At 64.0% G+C, this 24,638-nt stretch carries 25 protein-coding genes; 14 read left to right on the top strand and 11 right to left on the bottom strand.

Going from position 1 to position 24,638, the window contains the following annotated elements; all coding sequences use genetic code 11:
* Positions 1–8: 8 nt before the first annotated feature.
* From Q9451_RS02775 to Q9451_RS02765, 3 genes are all read right to left on the bottom strand, one after another.
* On the bottom strand, positions 9–614 hold the full coding sequence (locus Q9451_RS02775) for a 3'-5' exonuclease (RefSeq protein ID WP_012274308.1): 606 nt from the start codon (positions 612–614) through the stop codon (positions 9–11).
* Positions 615–622: 8 nt separating this feature from the next.
* Entirely contained in the window at positions 623–1,102 is a 480-nt protein-coding gene (locus Q9451_RS02770; RefSeq protein ID WP_012274309.1) for an NYN domain-containing protein, read from the bottom strand.
* A gap of 180 nt (positions 1,103–1,282) precedes the next feature.
* The gene (locus tag Q9451_RS02765) at positions 1,283–2,041 is read right to left on the bottom strand and encodes a DUF2076 domain-containing protein (RefSeq protein WP_012274310.1); all 759 of its coding nucleotides are present in this window, start codon (positions 2,039–2,041) and stop codon (positions 1,283–1,285) included.
* 166 nt (positions 2,042–2,207) lie between these two features.
* Here Q9451_RS02765 and Q9451_RS02760 point away from each other — a divergent pair, with 166 nt between their 5' ends.
* Together Q9451_RS02760 and Q9451_RS02755 are read left to right on the top strand one after the other, a co-directional pair.
* Positions 2,208–2,864, top strand: a complete 657-nt coding sequence (locus Q9451_RS02760) for a YciC family protein (protein WP_012274311.1) — start codon at positions 2,208–2,210, stop codon at positions 2,862–2,864.
* Between the two features lie 87 nt (positions 2,865–2,951).
* Complete coding sequence (locus Q9451_RS02755; RefSeq protein ID WP_012274312.1) at positions 2,952–3,443, top strand: hypothetical protein; 492 nt, start codon at positions 2,952–2,954, stop codon at positions 3,441–3,443.
* 18 nt (positions 3,444–3,461) lie between these two features.
* On the opposite strand, the gene hrpB is transcribed toward Q9451_RS02755, so the two are convergent.
* Positions 3,462–5,990: an ATP-dependent helicase HrpB gene (gene hrpB, locus Q9451_RS02750; protein WP_238045883.1), complete on the bottom strand. Its 2,529-nt coding sequence runs from the start codon at positions 5,988–5,990 to the stop codon at positions 3,462–3,464.
* Positions 5,991–6,106: 116 nt separating this feature from the next.
* Between hrpB and Q9451_RS02745 the strand changes: the two genes are divergently transcribed.
* On the top strand, positions 6,107–6,526 hold the full coding sequence (locus Q9451_RS02745) for a hypothetical protein (RefSeq protein WP_012274348.1): 420 nt from the start codon (positions 6,107–6,109) through the stop codon (positions 6,524–6,526).
* Positions 6,527–6,548: 22 nt separating this feature from the next.
* Positions 6,549–7,421, top strand: coding sequence for a cation diffusion facilitator family transporter (locus tag Q9451_RS02740; protein WP_012274349.1), 873 nt, complete (start codon positions 6,549–6,551; stop codon positions 7,419–7,421).
* Positions 7,422–7,455: 34 nt separating this feature from the next.
* On the opposite strand, the gene Q9451_RS02735 is transcribed toward Q9451_RS02740, so the two are convergent.
* On the bottom strand, positions 7,456–8,292 hold the full coding sequence (locus tag Q9451_RS02735) for a DUF6515 family protein (RefSeq protein WP_012274350.1): 837 nt from the start codon (positions 8,290–8,292) through the stop codon (positions 7,456–7,458).
* 391 nt (positions 8,293–8,683) lie between these two features.
* On the opposite strand from Q9451_RS02735, the gene Q9451_RS02730 reads away from it, so the two are divergent.
* On the top strand, positions 8,684–9,160 hold the full coding sequence (locus Q9451_RS02730) for an Lrp/AsnC family transcriptional regulator (protein WP_003249795.1): 477 nt from the start codon (positions 8,684–8,686) through the stop codon (positions 9,158–9,160).
* A 54-nt stretch (positions 9,161–9,214) separates the two neighbouring features.
* On the top strand, positions 9,215–9,418 hold the full coding sequence (locus Q9451_RS02725; protein ID WP_003249787.1) for a DUF2788 domain-containing protein: 204 nt from the start codon (positions 9,215–9,217) through the stop codon (positions 9,416–9,418).
* Between the two features lie 35 nt (positions 9,419–9,453).
* Here Q9451_RS02725 and Q9451_RS02720 read toward each other — a convergent pair whose 3' ends face one another.
* The 4 genes from Q9451_RS02720 to Q9451_RS02705 all read right to left on the bottom strand — a co-directional run bounded on the left by Q9451_RS02720 (position 9,454) and on the right by Q9451_RS02705 (position 15,435).
* Positions 9,454–10,092: a pseudouridine synthase gene (locus Q9451_RS02720; protein WP_012274351.1), complete on the bottom strand. Its 639-nt coding sequence runs from the start codon at positions 10,090–10,092 to the stop codon at positions 9,454–9,456.
* 6 nt (positions 10,093–10,098) lie between these two features.
* Positions 10,099–11,562 carry an AMP nucleosidase gene (gene amn / locus Q9451_RS02715; protein ID WP_012274352.1) on the bottom strand — a complete coding sequence of 488 codons (1,464 nt, stop codon included), beginning with the start codon at positions 11,560–11,562 and terminating at the stop codon, positions 10,099–10,101.
* A 105-nt stretch (positions 11,563–11,667) separates the two neighbouring features.
* Positions 11,668–13,320: an acyl-CoA dehydrogenase family protein gene (locus tag Q9451_RS02710; RefSeq protein WP_012274353.1), complete on the bottom strand. Its 1,653-nt coding sequence runs from the start codon at positions 13,318–13,320 to the stop codon at positions 11,668–11,670.
* A gap of 126 nt (positions 13,321–13,446) precedes the next feature.
* Positions 13,447–15,435, bottom strand: coding sequence for a hybrid sensor histidine kinase/response regulator (locus tag Q9451_RS02705; protein ID WP_012274354.1), 1,989 nt, complete (start codon positions 15,433–15,435; stop codon positions 13,447–13,449).
* A 265-nt stretch (positions 15,436–15,700) separates the two neighbouring features.
* On the opposite strand from Q9451_RS02705, the gene Q9451_RS02700 reads away from it, so the two are divergent.
* The 4 genes from Q9451_RS02700 to Q9451_RS02685 all read left to right on the top strand — a co-directional run bounded on the left by Q9451_RS02700 (position 15,701) and on the right by Q9451_RS02685 (position 19,268).
* Positions 15,701–16,498 (top strand): hydroxymethylpyrimidine/phosphomethylpyrimidine kinase, encoded by a 798-nt coding sequence (locus Q9451_RS02700; RefSeq protein ID WP_012274355.1) that lies wholly within the window; start codon positions 15,701–15,703, stop codon positions 16,496–16,498.
* A 13-nt stretch (positions 16,499–16,511) separates the two neighbouring features.
* Complete coding sequence (gene thiE, locus Q9451_RS02695) at positions 16,512–17,135, top strand: thiamine phosphate synthase (RefSeq protein WP_012274356.1); 624 nt, start codon at positions 16,512–16,514, stop codon at positions 17,133–17,135.
* A 16-nt stretch (positions 17,136–17,151) separates the two neighbouring features.
* Positions 17,152–18,435, top strand: a complete 1,284-nt coding sequence (hemL, locus tag Q9451_RS02690; RefSeq protein WP_012274357.1) for a glutamate-1-semialdehyde 2,1-aminomutase — start codon at positions 17,152–17,154, stop codon at positions 18,433–18,435.
* Positions 18,436–18,722: 287 nt separating this feature from the next.
* Positions 18,723–19,268 carry a tetratricopeptide repeat protein gene (locus tag Q9451_RS02685; protein ID WP_012274358.1) on the top strand — a complete coding sequence of 182 codons (546 nt, stop codon included), beginning with the start codon at positions 18,723–18,725 and terminating at the stop codon, positions 19,266–19,268.
* A gap of 3 nt (positions 19,269–19,271) precedes the next feature.
* On the opposite strand, the gene Q9451_RS02680 is transcribed toward Q9451_RS02685, so the two are convergent.
* Positions 19,272–19,598, bottom strand: coding sequence for a DUF1820 family protein (locus Q9451_RS02680; protein ID WP_041166798.1), 327 nt, complete (start codon positions 19,596–19,598; stop codon positions 19,272–19,274).
* A 188-nt stretch (positions 19,599–19,786) separates the two neighbouring features.
* Between Q9451_RS02680 and Q9451_RS02675 the strand changes: the two genes are divergently transcribed.
* From Q9451_RS02675 to lnt, 4 genes are read left to right on the top strand one after another with little or no spacing between them, the layout of a single operon-like run.
* On the top strand, positions 19,787–20,785 hold the full coding sequence (locus Q9451_RS02675) for a PhoH family protein (RefSeq protein WP_012274360.1): 999 nt from the start codon (positions 19,787–19,789) through the stop codon (positions 20,783–20,785).
* On the top strand, positions 20,778–21,251 hold the full coding sequence (ybeY, locus tag Q9451_RS02670; protein ID WP_012274361.1) for an rRNA maturation RNase YbeY: 474 nt from the start codon (positions 20,778–20,780) through the stop codon (positions 21,249–21,251). The genes Q9451_RS02675 and ybeY overlap by 8 nt, the downstream gene beginning before the upstream one ends.
* 25 nt (positions 21,252–21,276) lie before the next feature.
* A complete protein-coding gene (locus tag Q9451_RS02665) occupies positions 21,277–22,116 on the top strand; it encodes an HlyC/CorC family transporter (protein ID WP_003249762.1) in 840 nt (279 codons plus the stop codon).
* 8 nt (positions 22,117–22,124) lie between these two features.
* On the top strand, positions 22,125–23,642 hold the full coding sequence (gene lnt, locus Q9451_RS02660) for an apolipoprotein N-acyltransferase (RefSeq protein WP_012274362.1): 1,518 nt from the start codon (positions 22,125–22,127) through the stop codon (positions 23,640–23,642).
* 126 nt (positions 23,643–23,768) lie between these two features.
* Here lnt and Q9451_RS02655 read toward each other — a convergent pair whose 3' ends face one another.
* Complete coding sequence (locus tag Q9451_RS02655) at positions 23,769–24,530, bottom strand: YdcF family protein (protein WP_012274363.1); 762 nt, start codon at positions 24,528–24,530, stop codon at positions 23,769–23,771.
* Positions 24,531–24,638 lie beyond the last annotated feature (108 nt).

Below are 24,638 nucleotides of genomic sequence, written 5' to 3'. Positions count from 1 at the left end.
GGCCAGCCCTAACGGTACTTGGCCAGCGTGTCGCGCACCTTTGCAGCCGGGACTTTCTGCAACCGACAAAGCAGGCCGTGCGAAAGTTGCTGTAAACCGTGGTCCTGGCGCAACACGCCAGTCAGGTGTTGCAGCAGGTTGGCGGCCATTTCGGCATCGGCCATGGCCCGGTGCGCGGTCCCGGTGTCCGGCAACCCAGCCCAACGTGTCAGAGTACCCAGCTTGTGGTTCGGCGCCGCCGGCAGCAGGCGCCGTGACAGCAGCAGAGAGCAAGCGAACGGCTGGCTGCGGCTGCGACCGATGCGGCTCAGTTCGTAGTCCCAGAACTTCTGGTCGAAGGCCGCGTTGTGCGCCAGCAATGGGGTGCCACCGACAAACTCGGCCACCTCGTTCATCACTTTGTCCACCGGCGGCGCAGTGCGCAACATGGCGGTGGTGATGCCGGTCAGGCCGGCGACGAAGGCCGGCACTGGCACGCCCGCGTTCATCAGGCTCTGGTAGCGTTCGACAATGCGCCCGCCTTCGAGCATTACCACCGCCACCTCGGTGGCGCGGCAACCGGCACCGGGGGAAACACCGGTGGTTTCAAAGTCGATGACAGCGATACGTTCCATGAAAAACCTTAGTGTTTGAGCAACAGTGCGCCCTCGATGGGCACATAGCGGGTGGCGGCACGGATCAATGACAGCGCCGTCAGCCCCGGCACGCCATACACCACGGCTTCGGTGCCATGGCGCTGGATCACCCGCTCCAGCAGCAGGTCGAAATCACCATCGCCAGAAGCCAGCACTACCTGGTCGACCCTGCTTGCCGCGTCGATTACATCCAGGGTAATGCCCACATCCCAGTCGCCTTTGGCCGAGCCATCGCTGCGCTGGATGAAGGGTTTGAGACGCACGTCGAAACCGAGGTTGCGCAAAATCTGCTGGAACTGTTGCTGCTTGGCGTCGCCACGGTCGATGGCATAGGCCACGGCTTCGACGATCTGGCCTTCGCGGCTGACGTCGGCCCAAAGGGCGGTGTAGTTGAAATGGCAGCCATGGGCCTGGCGCACGGTGTAGTAGAGGTTCTGCACATCGGCGAACAGCGCGATCTTTTTCACCTGGGAACCTCGTGTCCGGTCTGGGATTTTGGGGCTGCGTTGCAGCCCTTTCACGACACAAGGCCGCTCCCACAGGTCGGGCAATGCGTGTGAAGCCTGCACTTTACCTGTGGGAGCGGCCTTGCGTCGCGAAAGGGGCGCACAGCGCCCCTCAAAAATGCCAGCAGTATGCCAGACCTGTCAGACGTACGAGTCGTCGTCCGAGAAGAACCCGCCATCATCGCTGCCATAATCGCTGTCGGCGTAACCACCCTGGTCACTGCCCCAACCGCCATTGTCAGCCACTTGCTGCTGACCGCCCTGGTCGTTCCAGCCGCCGCTGTCGCTGGCCGGTGTCGGTTCTTCCTTGATCACCTCGACCACTTCTTCCGGCTGCGAGTTGTGGTTGAACAGGCTGCTGATACCCTGCGCCAGCAACACACCACCGGCCACACCGGCAGCGGTCTGCATGGCCCCACCGAGGAAACTGCTGGCGCCGCCGCGCGCCGGCGCGGCGGCAAAGCCAGGTTGCTGTGTTGGCGGCTGGGAGAAGCCCGGTGCCGAAGGCTCGCGCCAGCCACCACCCGACGCCACCGGGGCAGCAGCGGGACGCTGCGGCTGCACCGCCGGGGCCGCGTTACGCCCACCCGAACCAAAGATGCTGGACAGGAAACCACCCCCGCCATTGCTTGGCGCGCTGCTGGCGGCTTGTGCGGCCTGGGCCTGGGCGCGGGCCTGCTGCAGTTCGGCCTCCAGCTGCTTGTTCTGCTCGTCGAGGCGCTTGATCGCAGCCTCCTGCACCAATATGGCTTGTGCCATGTAGTAAGGCGCCGCCGGCTGTTGACGCAGATGTTGCTCGATGCACGCCTGGGCCTGCGGATCGCGCGGCTGGCTCGGGTCTTCAGCTTGCTTGATGCGGCCGAACAGGCCGTCGATCAGGGTTTGTTCTTCAGTGTTCATGGGCGACCTCGTGGGGTAGCGGGACAACGGACAGCGTCAAAGATGGGGCGTACGGACGCGGGATTCAATCACCGGCGCGGTGAAACTTTTTTCAGCAAGTGACAGCCCCAGGCCTGCTTTGGGCTAAAGTTAGGCCCCTGTTTTTACTGCCATGCGATGTTGACTGATGAATCCGCTGAGCGTTCTGCGCGACTCCCTGTACTTCTTCCGCCGCCACCTGCCGAACATTGTCCAACTGTGCCTGCCGCTGGTGGTGCTGGAAGCCCTGCTCACTCAGTTGCTGTACCGGCAGTTGGGCGACCAGGCATCGCCTGCCTACGGCATGCTCGTCAGCCTGCTGCTCTACCCGCTGTACAGCGCCGCGCTGATCCTTTACCTCGATACCCGCAGCAAGGGCCAGGAAATCGCCAAGCGCGACCTGTTCGCCCGCGCCCTGCAGCTCTGGCCACAACTGGCCCTGCTGATTCTCATCAGTTCGCTGCTGATCATGGCGGGCCTTGCCTTGTTCGTCTTCCCGGGCGTATGGATCATGATCAATCTGGTGTTCGCCGAGTACCTGCTGGTGCTGCGCGGCCGCCCGGTGGTGCAGGCGATGCGCGAAAGTGCCAGCATGACCACCGGTCACTTCATGCGCATCATGTTCTGTGTGGTGGCTGTGCTGGCACCGATCTGGCTGATCGACGGGCTGCTGCTGATGGCTTTCCCAGAACCCTCGCCTGGCATGGAGCTGGCCATGGACAGCCTCAGCGGCTTCCTGCAGCTGTTCAGCACCGTGGTGCTGTACCGCCTGTTCATGCTGCTGGAAGGTGAAGCCGGCGCCTGAGGCAACCGGGGAAAGTCTTCGATCTGCCTGGGCGTCGCGCTTGGGCATTAGGGTGCGAAACCTTCAATGCCAACCGAGGAAAGCACCATGCACGAAGACATCAAAGCGGAATTTGCCAGGTCGTTTCGCGGCAGGCTGTACATGCGCGCCGTCAACCGGTACATCCCACTGCGCCTGAGCCGCAGCAGTGACAAGTTCAGCTGGGGGGTTACCCCTGAGGATGACTGGCTACAGGTTGGGGGAAAGCAGGACTCGCCGGTGATGGACTTTCATTACCACTCGCAGACCGACGATCGCCTGCATCACCACATCAGCATCCCTGGGCGACCACAAGCCAAGAAACTGGGCATCAGCCGCAATGGCTACCTGGGCTTCTACTGGCATGCCGACGTCACTGACTACTGGAAGATCGAGCCACTGGAGCTGACCGAGGACGGCCTGGTCTGCCATCTGCGCGACCACCGAGGCCACAGGGTTGGCATCATCAAGGATACGCCGCACAAAAGCGGCGACTGGGTGGCCTTGCTCAATGTCGAGGAAGGTGAAGTGTTCACCTTCCTGCTCGTACCGCTCGACTGACAGCCGCCCCGGCCACGCTCAGGTCCCCCGAGGTTTGGCTCGCGCCGTAGCCTCGGCCACCAAGGGGTCGTCAGGCCAGTAATGCTTCGGATACCGCCCCTTCAAATCCTTCTTCACCTCGGCGTAGGTGGTGCGCCAGAAGTTCGCCAAGTCCTGGGTCACCTGCACCGGCCGGCGTGCGGGTGACAGCAGGTGCAGCTTGACCTGCTGCCGGCCGTTGGCGATGCGTGGGGTGTCGGCAAGCCCGAACAGCTCTTGCAAGCGCACGGCGAGGACCGGCGGGCTCTCGCTGTAGTCCAGACGAATGTTCGAGCCGGACGGCACCGCCAGGTGCGCGGGGGCCTGTTCGTCCAGGCGCTGTGGCAGCGGCCAGGGCAACAGGTTGCGCAACAGCGACGGCAGGTCCAGCGCGGCAAAGTGGCTAAGGCGCGACACTTTGCCCAGGTAGGGCTGCAGCCAGTCTTCCAGGTTGGCGAGCAGGGCCTCGTCGCCCAGGTCGGGCCATTCGCTGTGGCCATCCTTTTCCAGGTCCAGCTGGCGCAGCAGTGCCACCCGTGCCTGCCACTGGCGCAGTTCCGGCGTCCAGGTCAGCAGGTTCAGGCCCTTGCGCCGAACCAGGCCAAGCAGCGCCCTGGCCTTGGCCTCGTCATCCAGGCCGGGTAGCGGCTCACGGCTGAGGACCAGTTCGCCAACCTTGACCTGCCGCTCGGCGCGCAACACCTGCTCGCGCTCGTCCCAATCAACGATATCGACCCGCTCGACCTGCTCGGCCAGCACGCCATCGAGCAACGCCGGATCGAATTCGGCGGCCAGGTAGATGCGCTCCTCACGCTGCCCCTGGCGGCTACCCAGGTCGGCGACTACCAACCAGGGGCACTTCATCAACGCGTCAACCTCGGCAAACAGCGCCGCACGGCCGTTGGCCAACCGATACTCCGCCCCGCCCTCGCGGCGCTGCAGGGCGACGCGGTCGGGATAGGCCAGCGCCAGAAGCGCGCCCAGCCAGCGCGCGTGGTCGGGGTCGGCGACCGGCGCACCGGCCTTGCCTCGCAACAGACCACGGTACTGGCGGGCCAGCTGACGCGCCCGCTGCACACCACCCTGGCCGCCACGCGCCGCCTTGCTTTCGCCACTGACCAGCGCCAGCCGGTTGTGCAAGTCCGCACCACCCCCACGCTGGATATCCCGCTCCCCCAGCAGCGCAGCCACATCGCAGGCCATCTGTGCCAGGCCCAGGTCCTGGCCACGCAGCAGCAAATGCGCGATGCGTGGGTGCGCCGGCAGTTCGGCCATGGCCTGGCCGTGTTCGCTGAGGTTGTCACGGCTACCAGGCTTGAAGGCATTGAGCCGCACCAACAGGTCTTGGGCCTGGGCGAACGCGGCAGCCGGCGGTTGGTCAAGCCAGCGCAACTGCTCGGGGGTAACGCCCCAGCGCGCCAGTTGCAGGGCCAACCCGGCCAGGTCGGCCTGGAGGATTTCGGCGCTGCCATGGGCGGCCAGTTGCTCATGCTGGGCTTCGGACCACAGGCGGTAGCACACGCCGGGCTCCAGGCGGCCGGCCCGGCCGGCGCGCTGAGTGGCGCTGGCGCGGGAGATACGCTGAGTGTCCAGGCGGGTCATACCGCTGCCAGGGTCGAAGCGCGGCACACGGGCCAGGCCGGCATCGATCACCACACGCACGCCATCGATGGTCAGGCTGGTTTCGGCGATGTTGGTGGCCAGCACCACCTTGCGCAGGCCCTTGGCCGGCGGGTCGATGGCGGCACGCTGGGCATTGAGATCCAGTTCGCCATGCAGTGGGCAGAGCAGAATTTCGGGCCGATCGCCCAAGGCCTCCTGCAGGCTCTGGTGCACCCGGCGGATCTCGGCCTGCCCAGGCAGGAATACCAGCACGCTGCCGGCTTGGTCTGCCAGCGCCTGCAGCACGCTGTCCACCACCCGTGGTTCGATGAACTCGCCCGGCTGGAACGCTCGCCCCCAACGGATATCCACCGGATGCATGCGGCCTTCGCTGCTGACCACCGGCGCATCGTCCAGCAACCGCGACAGGCGCTCGCCTTCCAGGGTGGCGGACATCAGGAGAATCTTCAGCGGCGGGTCGTCACGCAGCAACTCGCGGCCATTGAGGCTCAGCGCCAGGGCCAGGTCGGCATCCAGGCTGCGCTCTACGAATTCGTCGAAGATCAGCAAGCCCACACCCTCCAGTGCCGGGTCGGCCTGCAGGCGGCGGGTGAGGATGCCCTCGGTCACCACTTCGATACGGGTTTTAAGCCCGACCTTGCTGTCCAGGCGGATGCGGTAACCCACCGTTTCCCCCACCTGCTCGCCCAGCTCGCTGGCCAGCCGCTCGGCGGCCGCCCGCGCCGCCAGGCGCCGTGGCTCAAGCATCAGGATGGTCTGCCCGGCCAGCCACGGCTCGTGCAGCAGCGCCAACGGCACGCGGGTGGTCTTGCCAGCGCCGGGCGGCGCTTCAAGCACCGCTTCGTCACGGTTTGCCAGGGCCTGGCGCAAAGCGGGCAAGGCCGCATCAATGGGTAATGAAATCATGGTGGTCCTCGAACAGTCTGGCGAGTATAACGGCGAACCCAGCCTGCTCTATCATGGTCTTAGCATCAGGCGCAGGCGCTTCGCTTGCCCTGCTGAACACCTTCTCGGAGATTTACATGCGCATCTCGACCCGCGTCATCGGTGGCGCCCTCATTGCCACCCTGCTGACCCAACTGACGGCCTGCGGCACCATTTTCTACCCGGACCGGCGCGGCCAGATCGGCGGCAAGATCGACCCTGTGGTTGCCGCAATGGACGCCATTGGCATCCTGTTCTACGTGATCCCTGGGCTGATCGCCTTCGGCATCGACTTCGCCACGGGCGCCATCTACTACCCAGGTGGCCGCACCGCCCAGGTCGACCCAGCCAAACTGCAAGAAGCCGTCAAACCAGATGGCAAGGTCGACAACCTCAAGTTGCAGGCCATTCTCGAAAGCGAACTGGGCCAGCGCCTGCCATTGGACGACCCTCGGCTGATCCAGCACCGCGGCAGTGTCGAGCAGTTGGCCAGCCTGGGCCTGGTGCCAGCCGCCTGAGCCACAAGGACACCGACCACGGATGATCACCACCCCGGCTGAACACCAGCGCCTGCTACGCCTGGCCACGCGCGCGTCATTGGCGGTGGCCAGTATTCTGGTGCTGAGCAAGGCGCTGGCCTGGTGGCTGAGCGGTTCGGTGAGCCTGCTGGCCGGGCTGACCGATTCGGCACTGGACGCTGTGGCCTCGTTCCTCAACCTGCTGGCGGTGCATTATGCGCTGCGCCCGGCAGACGACGATCACCGGTTCGGCCATGGCAAGGCCGAGGCCCTGGCCGGCATGGCGCAGGCGCTGTTCATCGGGGTCAGTGCAGTGCTGATCGGCGTGCAGGCGGTCGAGCGCCTGCACACCCCGCAACCGCTGGGTGATACCGCCATCGGCATCGCGGTGATGCTGCTGTCGCTGGTGCTGACCGTCGCCCTGCTGGCCTTGCAGTACAAGGTCATCCGCCTGACCGGCTCTACCGCGGTGCGGGCCGACTCCCTGCACTACCGCTCGGACTTGCTGCTAAACAGCAGCATCCTGCTGGCCCTGCTGCTGGCGCGTTTCGGCTGGCCCCAGCTGGATGCGCTGTTCGGCCTGGGCATCGCCTTTTACATCCTCTGGAGTGCCTTGCAGATTGCCCGCGAAAGCACGGCAATCCTGATGGACAAGGAACTGCCCAGCGATGTCGGCGAAGACATGGCCACGCGGGTACTGGCCATTCCCGGCGTCAAGGGCGTGCACGACCTGCGTACGCGGGTGTCGGGCAACCAGTGGTTCGTGCAGTTGCACCTGGAGCTACCAGGGCAGCTACCACTGCATGAAGCACACGGATTGTGCGTGGAGGCCTCACGGGTGATCCGCCAGCGTTATCCACAGGCGGATGTGATGGTGCACGCCGACCCGGTATAGATATTCTTCAGGCTAACAGGCCGCGCCTACCGCTTTAGTTGATGCTGTATCCCCGGCCACTGAAGCAGGCACCCAGCGCCCGCCGATAATTGTCGAGCACATTGGCTGGCGGTGCGTATGTCGCCGTCGCCGGGTCGAAGCCGGATTGGCTCACTGCCCAGCGATGGCACTGGTAACGGTCCTGTTCCTGCTGTTCCTGCCCCTGGCCATACATCGGGTAAGCCACCACGTCATACCCACCGTTCGACGGTGCCACCGGTACGGGCGCCGGCACGCCGACCGGTGGGTTGACCACCACGTACTCCTGGCTGTCCGCCAGGTACTGGTAGTAGGTATCGGCTACCAGGAAGAACAGCCCACCCCCCAGCCACACTTCCCGCGCATAAGGCGGCAGGTAATTGACCCGCACGCCATAGGGCGGCCTCACCACGATGTAGCTGCCACCATGAGGGCGGTACCAGTAGCCGCCGGAGTAGAAGTAGTCAGCACCACGGTAAGGCACTTTCCAGTAGCGGTCGGGAAAATGGTCGACTGTGTGCCCGGGGCGATACTGCGGCCCAGGCCCCCAGCCATTGCCATGTCCATCTGGGCGCCCTTGCCAGTCACCACCGGGCCGTTGCCCAGGGCCACCGGCTTGCCAGTGATGGTCATCACCGTGGCGGCGGGGAATGTCCTGGTAATAACCCTGGCGCGGGGGCTGGGTCTGGCGCACTTCGTCGCGCGAGTTGAGCGAGCGGCCAGGCACGCCCTCACCTTGCACCTGCTGGCCGCGTTCGCCATGCCCCTCGCCCGGCCCTTCGGCCATGGCCCCGAGGCTGATGCTCAAACCCAGCAAACCAACACCTGCCAACTGCCAGATGCGCGACTTCATGGTATTCCTCTCGGTAGAAAACTGCGCCCGCAACCAGTCTACCGCGCCCATCACGCAGGCCAATTAAATTTCCGGACAGAAAAAAGGAGGCCACAAGGCCTCCCTTCAGGAATTGTCGTCCGTGCTCGGCACTTGTGGCGCCGGCTCACCTCACACCGTCTTCTGGAGGGTGTGTAGCCCGGGGGCCTGCAGATCCTGTTGGATGGCTGGCCGCGACCGCCCGCCTAGGGCGCGTCGCCGTGGACTGATGTCCGGGCAGTGATTCTGGTGATAAAGATACCGGACGGCTTGCGACAGATGATTGCGAAGATTGCTCAGATAAATAGCACTTGCGCAATTTTTCACCCTGGATTGATAATTCGCCGCAATACGAACAGAAAAGGCAAATGCCATGAGCAAACTTGACCGTTACGACCTGAGCATCCTCGCCGAATTGCAGCGCGATGCGCGCATTTCCAACCAGGAGCTGGCCGAACGCATCGGCCTGTCACCTTCGCCATGCTCGCGTCGGGTCAAGCAACTGGAGGACGATGGCTACATTTCGCGCCAGGTTGCGCTGCTCGACCGCAAGAAGCTGGGCCTGAGCCTGACGGCCTATGTGCTGATCGGCATGGACCGCCACACCCCTGAGCGTTTCGAAACGTTCGAGGCCGCCATCCGCAACCTGCCGCAGGTGCTGGAATGCAGCCTGGTCACCGGCATGGATGCCGACTACCAGCTCAAAGTGGTGGTGCCCGACATGGACCACTACCAGAAACTGCTTCTAGGCAGCCTGACCCGTATCGAAGGCGTCACCAGCGTGCGTTCGAGCTTCGTGCTCAACCAGGTACTGGCCAGCACCGAGCTGCCATTGACCCACCTGCGTTAAACCCTCACGCCAGCCAGCGTATAATCGGACGCTCAACCCGCCTGGAGAACACCGATGGATCCCGCCGTATTCGAAGAGTGGATGATGATCATCCTGGTCACCGTGCTGATCGGTTTCATGGGCTTCATCGTCTGGGACCTGGCAAAAAAATCCAAGGCGGGCAAGTTCGGGACGCTGATCCTGTTCTTCGTGCTGGGGCTCGGGGTGCTGGCCTTCATCATCAAGAGCGTGGTGGTGGGGTTTCTCGAAGGGGTGTAAGGCTCAAGGCTGCCGGGAGCGTGCTGCGGCCCCGGCTAGCGCTTTAATTTTGCCGGGACTTCGCGCCAGCAACCCTGCTCCAGCCCATCCAGCGCCCAATCGCCAATCCTCACCCGCACCAGGCGCAAGGTCGGCAACCCCACCGCTGCCGTCATCCGCCGCACCTGGCGGTTACGCCCCTCCCGGATCACAAGTTCCAGCCAGCTGGTCGGCACGCTCTTGCGAAAGCGTACAGGCGGGTTGCGCGGCCATAGCTCGGGTTCTTCCAGCCGCCGCGCCTCGGCCGGCAAGGTCGGCCCATCGTTCAGTTCCACACCGTCACGCAAGCGCTGCAACTGCTCGTCGCTCGGTTCGCCCTCCACCTGTACCCAGTAAGTCTTGGCCAACTTGTGCTTGGGGTCGGCAATCCGCGCCTGCAGCCCGCCATCGTTGGTCAGCAACAGCAGGCCTTCACTGTCGCGGTCCAGCCGACCGGCCGGGTACACGCCCGCGATGTCGATGAAGTCTTTGAGGGTCGCGCGCCCTTCGCAGTCGCTGAACTGGGTCAGCACGTCGAACGGCTTGTTGAACAGGATCAGGCGCGGCTCGGCCGGTGGCGCCTTGGCCTGGCGACGCGGGCCGGTGGCAGGCCGCGCCTGGGGACGGCGCGGCTTGTTACGGGGTGGCAGTGACATGAATCCTCAGCGGAACGGCGGCTCATCGAAGCTGCGCAGTTTACGCGAGTGCAGCGAGTTGAGCTCGGTGCGCAGCAGGTCGAGAGCAGCAATGCCGATTTTCAGGTGTTGGCTGACCGCGCGGTTGTAGAAGGCGTTGGCCGAACCCGGCAGCTTGATCTCGCTGTGCAGCGGCTTGTCGGACACACACAGCAAGGTGCCGTACGGCACGCGCAATCGGTAGCCCTGGGCAGCGATGGTGCCGCTTTCCATGTCCACCGCCACCGCACGCGACAGGTTGATCAGCGGGCGTTCCTGAGCCCAGCGCAGCTCCCAGTTGCGGTCGTCGTAGGTGAGCACGGTGCCGGTGCGCAGGCGCTTCTTCAGCTGTTCGCCACGCTCGCCAGTGACCTGCGCGGCGGCTTCCTGCAAGGCCATCTGCACTTCGGCCAAGGCCGGGATCGGGATATTCGGCGGCACAACCCGGTCGAGAATCCCGTCGCGGCGCATGTAGGCGTGGGCCAGCACATAGTCGCCAATGGTTTGCGACTGCCGCAGGCCACCGCAGTGGCCGATCATCAGCCAGCAGTGCGGGCGCAGTACCGCCAGGTGGTCGGTGATGTTCTTGGCGTTGGACGGGCCGACACCGATGTTGACCAACGTAACACCGTCGCCGTCGGCGGCGATCAGGTGGTAGGCCGGCATCTGGTAGCGGTGCCAGACCACGCTGGCCACCAGGGCCTGGGTTTCGCCGTGGTCCATGCCCTTTTCGATCACCACGTTGCCCGGTAGCACCATGCGCACGAAGCGCGGGTCGTCACGCAGTTGCTCCAAGCCATGGCTGATGAACTGGTCGACATAACGGTGGTAGTTGGTCAGCAGGATCCACGGCTGCACATGGCGCCAGTCGCTGCCCGTGTAGTGCACCAGGCGGCGCAGCGAGAAATCGACCCGCGCGGCATCGAACAGCGCCAGCGGCAGCACTTCGGCACGGTCCCAGTCGTACAGACCATCGGCGATATTGTCGGTGGCGGCCGACAGGTCGGTGCTGGGGAACACCCGCGCCAGCTGCGCGGCGGTAATGCCGCTGCCGGCCAGCTCGTCGCCCTGATCGACCACGTAGGGGTACGGGATGTTCTGTTCACTGACGCCGACTTCTACCGTGACGGTGTAGTCGTGCATCAGCGGGCGCAGTTGCTCCAGCAGGTAGCCACGAAATGCAGCAGGCTGGGTGACGGTAACGCTGTAGGTACCGGCTACCTGGACCTTGGCGTAGGCGCGCGTGGTGGCGGCGACCTCACCGTGGCTGATGTAGGTCAGGCGCAGTGCCGGGTAGCGGAACAGGTCGCGCTCCTCGGCGTTCGGCTCGGTACGGTCCTTCAGGTAACGCTTGAGGGCCTGGCTAAGGGCCCCGGTGGCCTGTTCATGCAGGGCCGCCAGACGGTCGACGGCCTGTTCGGGGGTATCAACGACTACAAAAGCTTGGCTCACACTGTGCTTCCTGTCTGGACATGCATGTGAACCATCTTGCCTGCCTTCTGGGTTAAATACACCCCCATTGATCGGTGCTGGATTCATTCGCGGGCAAGCCCGCGCCTACAGCGGCCAGGCGGGCGTAGCCCTTGTTACCAGCGCCTCGACATCAACCCCCCGCGGCAATGCCCCGTACGCCCTCCCGCTCCCGGCCAGGCGGCTGCCGATAAACGCATCGCTGACCACCGCATTCCCCGCCTCCAGCAACAGCTTGGCCTGCAACGCCAAGGCTATATCTTCGGTCAACTGCCGCGCCCGGTACTGCATGTCGCCGGTGTCGGCAAACGCACCCTTGAGGTTGCCGATGTGCGCCGCCAGGCGCGGGTCGCCATGGCCATCGCCCAGTTCGGTGAACAGCGCATCGAGCACACCCGGCTCCTTGGACAAGGCCCGCAGCACATCCAGGCACTGCACATTGCCCGAGCCCTCCCAGGTCGAGTTGACCGGCGCCTCGCGGTACAGCCTTGGCAGAATGCTGTCTTCCACATAACCGGCGCCACCCAGGCATTCGGCAGCCTCGTTGATCATGGCCGGCGCACGCTTGCAGATCCAGTACTTGCCCACCGCCGTGACCAGCCGGGCGAAATGCGCTTGCTGGGGGTCGTCCAATTGCTCCAGCGCCTGGCCCATGCGCAGGCTCAGGGCCAGTGCCGCCTCGCTTTCCAGGGCCAGGTCGGCCAGAACGTTCTGCATCAGTGGCTGCTCGTTCAGCACACGGCCACCGACCTTGCGGTGCGCACAGTGGTGGGCGGCTTGGGTCAACGCCTGGCGCATCAAGGCGCTGGAGCCGACCATGCAGTCGAAACGGGTCATGGCCACCATCTCGATGATGGTCGGTACGCCCCGCCCTTCTTCGCCAATCATCCACGCCAGCGCCCCACGGAACTCCACCTCGCTGGAGGCGTTGGAACTGTTGCCCAACTTGTTCTTCAGGCGCTGGATATAGAACTGGTTGCGGTTGTCATCCGGGCGGTGGCGCGGCAGCAGGAAGCAACTCAGGCCTTTTTCGGTTTGCGCCAGGGTGAGGAAAGCATCACACATGGGCGCCGAGCAGAACCACTTGTGGCCGACCAGCTCATAGGCCTGGCCAGGGCCTGGTGCACCGACAGGGTAGGCCCGCGTAGTGTTGGCGCGCACGTCGGTACCGCCCTGCTTTTCAGTCATGGCCATGCCCAGGGTGACCCCGGCCTTGTGCCGGTCGCCGACGTTGCGCGGGTCGTACTCGCAGGCAAGAATTTTTGGCAGCCAGTATTCGGCCAGCTCAGGTTGCAAGCGCAGCGCCGGCACAGCGGCGAAGGTCATGGTCAGCGGGCAACCGGTGCCAGCCTCGGCCTGGCTGTGCAGGTAGGTCATCGACGCCCGCGCCACATGGGCGCCTGCGCGGGGTTCTGCCCATGGCAAAGAAGGTAACCCGTGCTCGACGGCGGTGCGCATCAGCACGTGGTAGGCCGGGTGAAACTCAACCAGGTCGATGCGATGGCCATAGCGGTCGTGGCTGCTGAATTCAGGCTTATGCGCGTTGGCCAGGAAGCCCGCCTGCATCAGTGGGCCGCCGGCCAGGGCACCGTAGGCATCGATCCGCGATTCGGCCCAGCCCGCGCCAAAACGCCGGGACCATTCTTGCAATGGCAAGTCGAGGCGGTACAGGTTGGCACCGTCGAGGGACGGCGGCTGGTTGGTGACTTCGTGGGTTTCAGCGTACTGGTGCAGGTTCATCGGGGGGCTCCTGGATCCGGGTAGGCTTGAGAGACCCAGTGAAGCACTCCCTGCGGGGCAGTCAAAGTGGCATTCATGACTAAACGTGTGGCGGTGGGAGCAAACGCGCGCCGTAGGCCATGAGTGCTACAGCGAGCGCCGTGACTGCAGAATACTCGGACTCATCTGCACCTGCGAAATAGCCATGTTCAAACTGAGTTCAAACCGGCTGCCCAACCCGCGCGTCGACTCATGCGCCAACCTGGCGCCCAGCAATTCCCCCATCTGCCGGCAAATCGACAACCCGATCCCCAAGCCGCCGTAGCGCCGGGTCATCGAACCATCCACCTGGAAGAACCGCTGGTACAGGGTCGACTGGTCCAGGTCATCAAAGCCGATACCGCTATCACTGACCGTGAAGGTCAACGCCAGATCGTCCGGCCCCACGCGGCGGCCGCGCACCTGAATCATCACCCCACCCTGATGAGTGAACTTCAAACCGTTGTCCACCAGGCAGCCCAGGCAGTGCGCCAGTTTCTGCCCGTCACCGAGCAACCCGTCCGGCAGGTCGGCCGGGATATCCAGGCTCAGGTACAAACCTTTGCCCAAGGCCTGCCCGGCATAACCGGCGCGCACCCCCTGCAACAGGGCGCGCAGGCTGAACGGTGCTGGCTGCGCCCGTAGGCGGCCGGCCTGCAGTTCGGACAGAGTGAGGATCGCATCCACCATGTCCATCATGCCCTGGGCAGACCCCGCCGCCGTGCGATGGTACTGCGCCATTTCGGCCTCCATCGGCAGGGTGTGCATCAGCTCCAGCGAGCCAATCACGCCGTTCATCGGGGTACGCAGTTCATGGGTGACGCTGGCCAGAAACTCGTCCTTCAGACGGTTGCTCCTGGCCAGTTGCAGGTTCAGTTGCTCCAGTGTGCGCCCGGTTTCGCGCAAGGTCTGCGCCTGCTGCTCACGCAGGCTGTTGATACGGTCGGCCAGCGCCAGCGACAGCAAGGCCACCTCCAGCGCAGAACCCAACTGGCTGGCATACATGGTAATGAACACATTTGGCAGGTAGCCCAGCACCATCAAGGTGTTGACCAAGCCACCGAGCAGGAACGCAGTCCAGGCGATAATGAACCAGCGCGCCACGCGCAAGCCACGCCACCAGGCGTACAAGCCGGCGCTGAAGATGCTCACGGTAAACAGCAATGCCAGCAGCGTGGCCATGCGCAGGGCAATGCCGTAGGGCATGCTCACCGCCAGCACCATGACCAGCGCGCCGCCCAGCATCAGTAGCTGCAGCAGCCGGTCGAAACCACGGCTGGTGTTGCCCAGTTGCAGGAAGTGCCGGGCGAACTGGCAACCGAACAGGCCGGAGGCACCAATGAACAGTGGCGTGGATGCATTCGCCCACCAGGGGCTGTCCGGCCAGAAGTAGGCCACGCCCGCACCGTTCACCGACACCTGGTACAACCCGAACGAGGCAATATAGAGGATGTAGTAGAGGTAGCTGACGTCGCGCACGCTGAGGTAGATGAACAGGTTGTACACCAGCATCACCAGCAACACGCCGTAGATCATCCCCAGCACATACAGGCGTGTGGGCTGCTCCTCCATGTAGGCCTCGGCGGACCACAGCGCCAACGGCACCTGCACCGAACCCTGGCTGTGCAGCCGCAGGTAGGCGGTGGTCACCTTGCCAGGGGGCAACTGCAGTTCGAACAGGTAATTGTTCTGCAGGATCTGCCGGCTGTCGTAGGGCAAGGCATCACCGGTGCGTTGCGCCAGGCGGTACAAGCCGCTGCTGTCAGGCAAAAATAGCTCAAGGTGATCCAGCGGCGGGTAGGCCAGCTCCAGCAGCCATTGCCGTGGGGCCGCGCCAGGCGCGGCAAGCGGGCGCAGCTCGACCTTGAGCCAGAACACCGAGGTGGAGTAACCGGCGTTCAGCACGTCTTCATGGTGGGCTTGGAAGTGTTTGGCGAACCCAGGGGCACTGACCTGGGCAATGCTGGCACTGCCATCGAGGTCTTCATAAACCTGCATGGCCTTGCCCAGTGGAAGATGCCGGGTAGCGTCGTCGAAATCGACCGCTCCGGCCAGCACGGGCAGCAAACCCAGAAGCACAATCAGCAAATAGCGCATACAGCCCCAGCATGGCCTGTCCGGTCGCGTCGCGGTAGCCTCCCATCCGTTTGAGACGACGTGATCCTGCAGAACCCGTTTGTCGAGTTATCCGAGCACTCTAGCATAGCTTCACAACCTGGTAATCGGCCATATAAAAACACAAAGAAAAGGCTCTAACTCAATGCTTTCAGAAGAAAAACAAAATCTAATCTGACCGTTCGATCAACAAATCTCGTTTGTCGGACGATCCGCCCAAACAGGTTTGGTGGTAAGCTCGCCGACCATGAATACCTACAGCTCCCGCCCCGTTGTCCTCTGTCTCTCCGGCCACGACCCCAGTGGCGGCGCCGGCTTGCAGGCAGATATCGAAGCCCTGATCGCCCAAGGCTGTCACGCTGCACCTGCAGTGACCGCCCTGACCGTGCAGGATACCGTCAACGTTTCCGACTTCCGCGTGCTCGACCGCGAGTGGGTGCTGGCCCAGGCCAACGCCGTGCTGGCCGACTCCACGGTGGCCGCCGTCAAGCTGGGCATGCTCGGCTCGATCGACATGGTCGACACCGTCGCCGAACTGCTGGCTGCCCACCCGCACCTGCCGCTGGTCTGCGACCCGGTGCTGCGGGCCGGTGGCGGTGGCCGCCTGGGCAAGGACGAAGTGGGTTATGCCCTGCGCGAACGCCTGCTGCCGCTGGCGACCATCGCCACGCCGAACCTGCCCGAAGCACGCATCCTCGCCGAGCTGCCTGAAGGCACCGCCGACGAATGCGCCGAAAAACTGTTGCCGTTCTGTAGACACCTGCTGATTACCGGCGGTCACGGCGACGAAGTCGAAATTCACAACCGCCTGTACACCCAGGACGGCCAGCAACACACCTGGACCTGCCAGCGCCTGCCAGGCAGCTACCACGGTTCGGGCTGCACGCTGGCCAGCGCCCTGGCGGGCCGCCTGGCCCTCGGCGAACAGCTGGAAAGCGCCGTGCGCAGCGCCCTGGACTATACCTGGCGCACCCTGCGTGATGCCGAGCAGTTGGGCAAAGGCCAGTTCGTGCCGCGCCGCCTGCCCCTGGACTTCTGCTCCTGATACGAGGCCTTCAATGAAGCTACGCGGTCTGTATGCCATCACCGACAGCCAGCTGCTCGCCGGCCGTTTCCTGTCCCATGTCGAGGCGGCCCTGGACGGCGGCGTGTGCCTGCTGCAGTACCGCGACAAAAGTGACGACGCGGCGCGCCGTCTGCGTGAAGCCGAAGGGCTTATGAAGCTCTGCGAGCGCTACGGCACCCAACTGCTGATCAACGACGACGCCGAACTGGCCGCACGCCTGGGCGTCGGCGTGCACCTGGGCCAGACGGACGGCCCGCTGACCCCGGCCCGCACCCTGCTCGGCCGCCAGGCGATCATCGGCTCCACCTGCCACGCCAGCCTCGAGCTGGCCGCCCAGGCCGCCAGCGAAGGCGCCAGCTACGTGGCCTTTGGCCGCTTCTTCAACTCCGTCACCAAGCCGGGCGCGCCCGCTGCCAACGTCGACCTGCTGGAGCAGGCCCGCGCCCAGGTGAAACTGCCGATCGCGGTGATCGGCGGCATCACCCTCGACAACGCCGCCCCGCTGGTCGCCCATGGCGCCGACCTGCTGGCGGTGATCCACGGCCTGTTCGGTGCCGACAGCGCGCAGGAAGTCACCCGCCGCGCCCGCGCCTTCAATGCCTTGTTCGCATCCTGATTTCGAGAGAACTTCCATGTCCCGTTCCGAAGACCTGTTCGCCAAAGCCCAGAAGCACATCCCCGGTGGCGTCAACTCGCCGGTCCGCGCTTTCAAGAGCGTTGGCGGCACGCCGCTGTTCTTCAAGCATGCCGAAGGCGCCTATGTCGTTGACGAGGACGACAAGCGCTACGTCGACTACGTTGGCTCCTGGGGCCCGATGATCCTCGGTCACGGCCACCCGGACGTGCTGGACTCGGTACGCAAGCAACTGGAGCACGGCCTGTCCTATGGCGCACCGACCGCCATGGAAACCGACATGGCCGACCTGGTCTGCTCGCTGGTGCCGTCCATGGAAATGGTGCGCATGGTCAGCTCGGGCACCGAAGCCACCATGAGCGCCATCCGCCTGGCCCGTGGCTACACCGGCCGTGACGCCATCATCAAGTTCGAAGGCTGCTACCACGGCCACTCCGACAGCCTGCTGGTAAAAGCCGGCTCCGGCTTGCTGACCCAAGGCGTGCCAAGCTCGGCAGGCGTGCCGGCGGACTTCGCCAAGCACACCCTGACCCTGCCGTTCAACGACATCGCCGCGGTCGAGAAGACACTGGCAGAAGTCAGCCAGACCGTGGCCTGCATCATCGTCGAGCCGGTGGCTGGCAACATGAACTGCGTCCCCCCGGCGCCGGGCTTCCTCGAAGGCCTGCGCGAGCAGTGCGACAAGCATGGCGTGGTGCTGATCTTCGACGAAGTGATGACCGGCTTCCGCGTCTCGCTCGGCGGTGCCCAGGGCCACTATGGCATCAAGCCGGACCTGTCCACCTTCGGCAAGATCGTCGGCGGCGGCATGCCGGTCGGCTGCTTCGGCGGCAAACGTGAAATCATGGGCTGCATCGCCCCGCTCGGCCCGGTCTACCAGGCGGGCACCCTGTCGGGCAACCCGCTGGCCATGGCCGCCGGCCTGACCACCCTGAAGCTGATCAGCCGCCCAGGCTTCCACGCCGAACTGACCGACTACACCAGCCGCATGCTCGACGGCCTGCAGCAGCGCGCCGATGCGGCTGGCGTACCATTCGTCACCACCCAGGCCGGCGCCATGTTCGGCCTTTACTTCAGCGGCGCTGACGACATTGTCACCTTCGAAGACGTGATGGCCAGCGATGCCGAACGCTTCAAGCGCTTCTTCCACCTGATGCTCGACGGTGGCGTGTACCTGGCGCCGAGCGCGTTCGAGGCGGGCTTCACCTCCATCGCCCATGGCGACAAGGAGCTGCAAATCACCCTGGATGCGGCTGAAAAGGCTTTTGCAGCGCTGAAATAAGCAGCTGCTCCCCTTTGTGGGTGCAGCCTTGTGTCGCGATTGGGCCGCAAAGCAGCCCCAGCGATTGATGCATTTTTGCTGAAAATTATGGGGCTGCTCCGCAGCCCTTTCGCGACACAAGGCCGCGCCCACAGCGGCTGGTAGAGGCAACAAAAGACCGCGCACAATCAGCTAACGCCCCAAACCAAGCAGAAATTCGAGTAAAACTTTGTAAGGTTGGCGCTGCTTATCCCATAATGTGCCACCAGAGACATTGGCCGCAGCTTTGCAGAGGTAAGTCGATCCCCATGAACCGCACCGGCCGCGCCCTGACCCTGGGCTGCCTGTTGCTTCTTCAGCCCCTGCTGGCCTTGGCGGAGGGCGGTAACTCGTTGCTGATTCCGGCGACGGGCCGCTGCACCTTGAACGTTCAGCCTGAAGACCTGGCAAACGCCCTCAAGGCCTGTGAGCAGACGGCAACCGCGGGGGATGCCCAGGCGCAGTTCGAACTGGGCGAGTACTACTACACGCAAACGCCAAAAAAACTCGACAAAGCCCTGGACTGGTTCCAGAAGGCTTCGCTGCAAGGCCAGGCTGATGCCCAGTATCGCCTGGGTGCCATGTTCTTCCATGGTGAAGGGGTCAAGGCCAACAACGTACAGGCCTACATTCTGCTGAAGATGGCCGCGGTCAATGGCGCCGAAGATGCGCTGGACATGGCCGACGAAGTGACCGAGCAAATGCCCCGCGACGAGCTGGAGCATGCCACCCAGGTGCTCGGCCAGATCTTCCGCAAATACCTGCTGGAACTGCAGAACGCCGAAGGCCGCACGCCGTTCTCGCCACTCCCCTGAGGGTTACTTTTCCGGCATCGGCATCGGGAACGGCATGACATTGCCGCCACCCTTGGCTTCGCTGATTTTCGCCGTACCCAGTCGCTCCACCTCATCGATGCGCACAATCGCATGCATCGGCACGAAACTGCGGATAACGCCCTCGAACTGGCTCTTGAGCTTCTCCTCGCTCGGGTCCACCACCAGTTGCGAGCGTTCGCCGAACACGAACTCCTCGATTTCCAGAAAACCCCATAGGTCGCTCTGGTAGATCTGCTTGGCGTACATCTCGAAGACCTGCCCCTGGTTGAGGAAGATCACTTTATAGATGGCAGGTTCGCGTTTGCTCATGTTCGACGGGATAACACATGCGTAAGAAAAGGCGGGCATCATAGCAGTGCCGGCCTGCTCGCGGGTAAACCCGCGACGAGGCCGGAACAGGCCGCACATACCGTTGAACGTTTCAGTGCTTTCGCCACTGCCATTCAAGGGTTATTCTTGAGTTCACATCCATCGCCGTCGAGCGGCTAAAAACGACCTTGAACGCACCCATAGAACCCCATCGTTTCATCCTCGAGCCCTTCGAGGCCAACCGTTTCGCCAACTTGTGCGGCCAGTTCGACGAGCACCTGCGCCTGATCGAACAGCGCCTGGCCATCGAAATCCGCAACCGCGGCAATCAGTTCGAACTGATCGGCGAACCCAGGACCACCTCCGCTGCCGAACAGCTGCTGCGCCGTCTCTACCGCGAGACCAAGGCCACCGACCTGTCGCCGGAAACCGTGCACCTGTACCTGCAGGAATCGGCTGTCGAGAACATCGACAACCCGGCCGTCAACGAGGTCAGCGTGTCGTTGCGCACGCGCAAGGGCAACATCCGCCCGCGCGGGCTCAACCAGCAGCGCTACGTGAAGGAAATCCTGGCCAACGACATCAACTTCGGCATCGGCCCGGCCGGTACCGGCAAGACCTACCTGGCCGTGGCCTGCGCCGTGGACGCGCTGGAGCGCGAACAGGTGCGCCGCATCCTGCTGGTGCGCCCGGCGGTCGAGGCGGGTGAAAAGCTCGGCTTCCTGCCCGGCGACCTGGCACAGAAGATCGACCCGTACCTGCGCCCACTGTACGACGCGCTGTACGAAATGCTCGGCTTCGAACACGTGGCCAAGCTGATCGAACGCCAGGTGATCGAGATCGCCCCGCTGGCCTACATGCGTGGCCGCACCCTGAACAACAGCTTCATCATCCTCGACGAAAGCCAGAACACCACGCTGGAACAGATGAAAATGTTCCTCACCCGCATCGGCTTCGGCTCCACGGCGGTGATCACCGGTGACATCACCCAGGTCGACCTGCCACGGGGCACCAAGTCGGGCCTGGCACACGTCATCGAGGTGCTCGAGGACGTTCCGGGTATCAGCTTCACCCACTTCCAACCCAAAGATGTGGTTCGTCACCCACTGGTGCAGCGCATCGTCGAGGCCTACGACCGCTTCGAAGGCCGCCAGAACAAGCCCGAGGCGCCCGGCAAAGATGCTTGAACTTGATATCCAACGGGCCACGGATGCCGCCGCCCCGGATGACGCCGCCTTCCGCCGCTGGTGCGAACTGGCCCTGCGCCAGCGCACCGCCGACTCTGAAATGACCATTCGCCTGGTCGACGAAGCCGAAGGCCGCGAACTGAACCACACCTACCGGCACAAAGACTACGCGACCAACGTGCTGTCGTTCCCGGCCGATGTGCCCGATGACCTGCTCGATATCCCGCTACTGGGCGACCTGGTGATCTGCGTGGCGGTGGTCGAGCGCGAAGCGGCCGAACAGGGCAAATCGCTGGAAGCGCACTGGGCACACCTGGTCATGCACGGTTGCCTGCACCTGCTCGGCTACGACCACATCGAGGATGAGGAAGCCGAGGAAATGGAAGGCCTGGAACGGGAATTGCTGGCAGAACTGGGTCACCCCGACCCGTACGCCGACGATGAAACCGACACAATCACACACTGATACACGAAGGATCACGAGAACCGCCATGAGCGAAGATCGATCGAGCAACGGGCAGAAGTCCTGGTTGGGTAAACTGACCCAGGCTTTTGCCCATGAGCCGAAAAACCGCCAGGAGCTGCTTGAGCTGCTGCGCGAAGCCCATCAGAACAAACTGCTGGACAGCGAAGCACTGACCATCGTCGAAGGCGCCATCCAGGTCGCCGACCTGCAGGTGCGCGACATCATGGTGCCGCGCTCGCAGATGAACAGCATCAAGGCAGGTCAGTCGCCACGCGAGTTCCTGCCGGCGGTGATCGACGCCGCGCACTCGCGCTACCCGGTCATCGGCGAAAGCCATGACGATGTGCTCGGGATCCTGCTCGCCAAAGACCTGCTGCCGTTGATCCTCAAGGAGAACGGCGACAGCTTCAACATCAAGGACCTGCTGCGCCCGGCCACCTTCGTGCCCGAGTCCAAGCGCCTGAACGTGTTGCTGCGCGAGTTCCGCGCCAACCATAACCACATGGCCATCGTCATCGACGAATATGGCGGTGTAGCGGGCCTGGTCACCATCGAGGACGTGCTTGAGCAGATCGTCGGCGACATCGAGGACGAGCACGACGTCGAGGAAGACAGCTACATCAAGCCGCTGCCCAGCGGTGATTTCCTGGTCAAGGCGCTTACCCCGATCGAGAACTTCAACGAGTTCTTCGACAGCGAGTTCTCCGATGACGAGTTCGACACGGTCGGCGGCCTGGTGATGAGCGCCTTTGGCCACCTGCCCAAGCGCAACGAAACCACCGAGATCGGGTCTTACAAGTTCCGTATTCTCAACGCCGACAGCCGGCGGATACACTTGCTGCGCCTGACCCCGATCACCCGTTAAGGACAAACATGCGTTGGATCACCCGCCCCGGCTGGCCCGGTAACCTGCTGGCCCTGGCGGCCGGTGCTTCCACCCTACTGGCCTTGGCGCCGTTCGACATCTGGCCGCTGGCCGTGCTGTCCATCGCCATGCTCTACCTCGGCTTGCGCGAGCTCAGCCCGCGCCAGGCCATGTGGCGTGGCTGGTGGTTCGGTTTTGGCCTGTATGGCGCTGGCACCTGGTGGATCTACGTCAGCATGAACACCTATGGCGGCGCCTCGCCGCTGTTGGCCATTCTGCTGCTGTTGGCGTTTTTCGCCGCCCTGGCGTGGTTCTTTGCCCTGCCCACCTGGTTATGGGCGCGCTGGCTACGGCGCAACGAAGCGCCACTGGCCGACGCCCTGTGCTTCGCCGCCCTGTGGCTGCTGCAAGAGGCCTTCCGCGGCTGGTTCCTGACCGGCTTCCCTTGGCTCTACGCCGGCTACAGCCAGCTGGACGGCCCACTGGCCGGCCTGGCACCGCTGGGCGGCGTGTGGCTCATATCCTTCACCCTGGCCCTCACCGCTGCCCTGCTGTGCAACCTGCACCGCCTGCGCGCCCGTCCCTCGTTCCTGGCGGTGGCCACTGTACTGCTACTGGCCCCTTGGGTGCTGGGCCTGGCGCTCAAGGGCCATGCCTGGACCAAGCCGGCTGGCGACCCGCTGAAAGTGGCGGCAATCCAGGGCAACGTGGAGCAGGACCTGAAATGGGACCCGGCACACATCGACGCGCAACTGGCGCTGTACCGCGACCTGAGCTTCAGTTCCAAGCCGGTGGACCTGCTTGTCTGGCCGGAAACTGCGGTGCCGGTACTCAAGGACCAGGCGCAAGGCTACATCGACGTAATGGGCCGCTTCGCCGCCGAGCGGCATTCGGCGCTGATCACCGGCGTACCAGTGCGTGAAGAAGTGCACCACCAGCGCCGCTACTACAACGGCATCACTGCCACTGGCGAAGGTGACGGCACCTACCTCAAGCAAAAGCTGGTGCCGTTTGGCGAATATGTACCGCTGCAAGACCTGCTGCGTGGCGCCATCGAGTTCTTCAACCTGCCCATGTCGGACTTTGCCCGCGGGCCGGAGGACCAGCCGCTGCTGCAGGCCAAGGGTTACCAGATTGCGCCGTACATCTGTTACGAGGTGGTCTACCCCGAGTTCGCCGCCGGCCTGGCCGCGCGCAGCGACCTGCTGCTGACCATCAGCAACGACACCTGGTTCGGTAAATCGATCGGCCCCTTGCAGCACCTGCAAATGGCACAAATGCGTGCGCTGGAAGCCGGCCGCTGGATGATCCGCGCCACCAACAACGGCGTGACTGCGCTGATCGACCCATTTGGCCGCATTACCACGCAGATTCCGCAGTTCCAGCAAGCCGTGCTGTATGGCGAAGTGGTGCCGATGCAGCAACTGACGCCTTACCTGCAATGGCGTTCGTGGCCGCTGGCGATTGTCTGTGCGCTGCTGCTGGGTTGGGCGTTGCTGGCAGGCCGCATAGCCAAGACTGTTTAAGTTCTCCTGCACTGGCCTCTTCGCGGGTAAACCCGCTCCCACAGGTACACCACCGCCCGAGAAACCCGTGCGGCTTCTGTGGGAGCGGGTTTACCCGCGAAAAGGCCGGTACAGGCGACAGAAGGCTCAATAGAACACCCGATACCCCACCAACCCCACCACTTCATTGAACAACTGCCCGCTTTGCCACATCGCCCGGCTCTCGGGCAACAAGCCCGCAAACGGCCGCGCATGATCGCGCCCCAGGAACCCCACCGGCGCCGGCACCACCTCGAACCCCGCCTGTTCAAAGCTCCAGCGCGAGCGTTGCATGTGCCAGGCCTGGGTTACCAGCACCACCCGGCGAATCCCCAACGGCTGCAGCACCTTGGCCGTCAGCTGGGCATTTTCCCAGGTCGTGCGGCTGGCCTCTTCGCGCCACTTCACCGCGACAGCGAAGTCTTCCTGCAGGCGATCAGCCATCAGCCGAGCCTCACTGGGCGGCGTGCCGTAATGCAGCCCGCCACTGGTCAACACTGGCAGGCCCGAGGCCTTGGCCAATCGCGCAGCAAAGCGCATGCGCTCAAGTGCCGTGGCGGTGGGCTGGTCACTGCCGCCCCAAGCCGGGTCACCGCGTTCGCGCCCCGCGCCCAGCACCACAATGGCATCGGCCCGGCTCGCCAGGCCTGCCCAGTCGTCCACCACCAGTGGCGGCTCGGTTTCCAGTTGCCGAGCCGTTTCCTGCACCACCAGCGGCAGGCTCATCAACCATAGGCCACCCAACCCCACGGCAAAGCACAGCACCGCCAGCCGTGGCCGCCGCGTACGCAGCCACCAAGCCGCAAGCAGCAGCAGGAACAAGACGCCCGGAGGCATCAGCCATTGTTTGATGAAAAATCGGATCGGCATCGGCCACACCTCCTTGGCAGGCGTGCAGCCTAGAAGGATCGACGCCGGTCAACAAGTGCGCTCCGGCGTCGATCTGAGTTGTGTGATATTGAAGAACCGGCGCGCGAT

The organism is Pseudomonas sp. NY8896, from assembly GCF_039634505.1.
The sequence above is the reverse complement of the archived record's forward strand: the minus strand, read 5'-3'. Positions and strand labels throughout refer to the sequence as shown.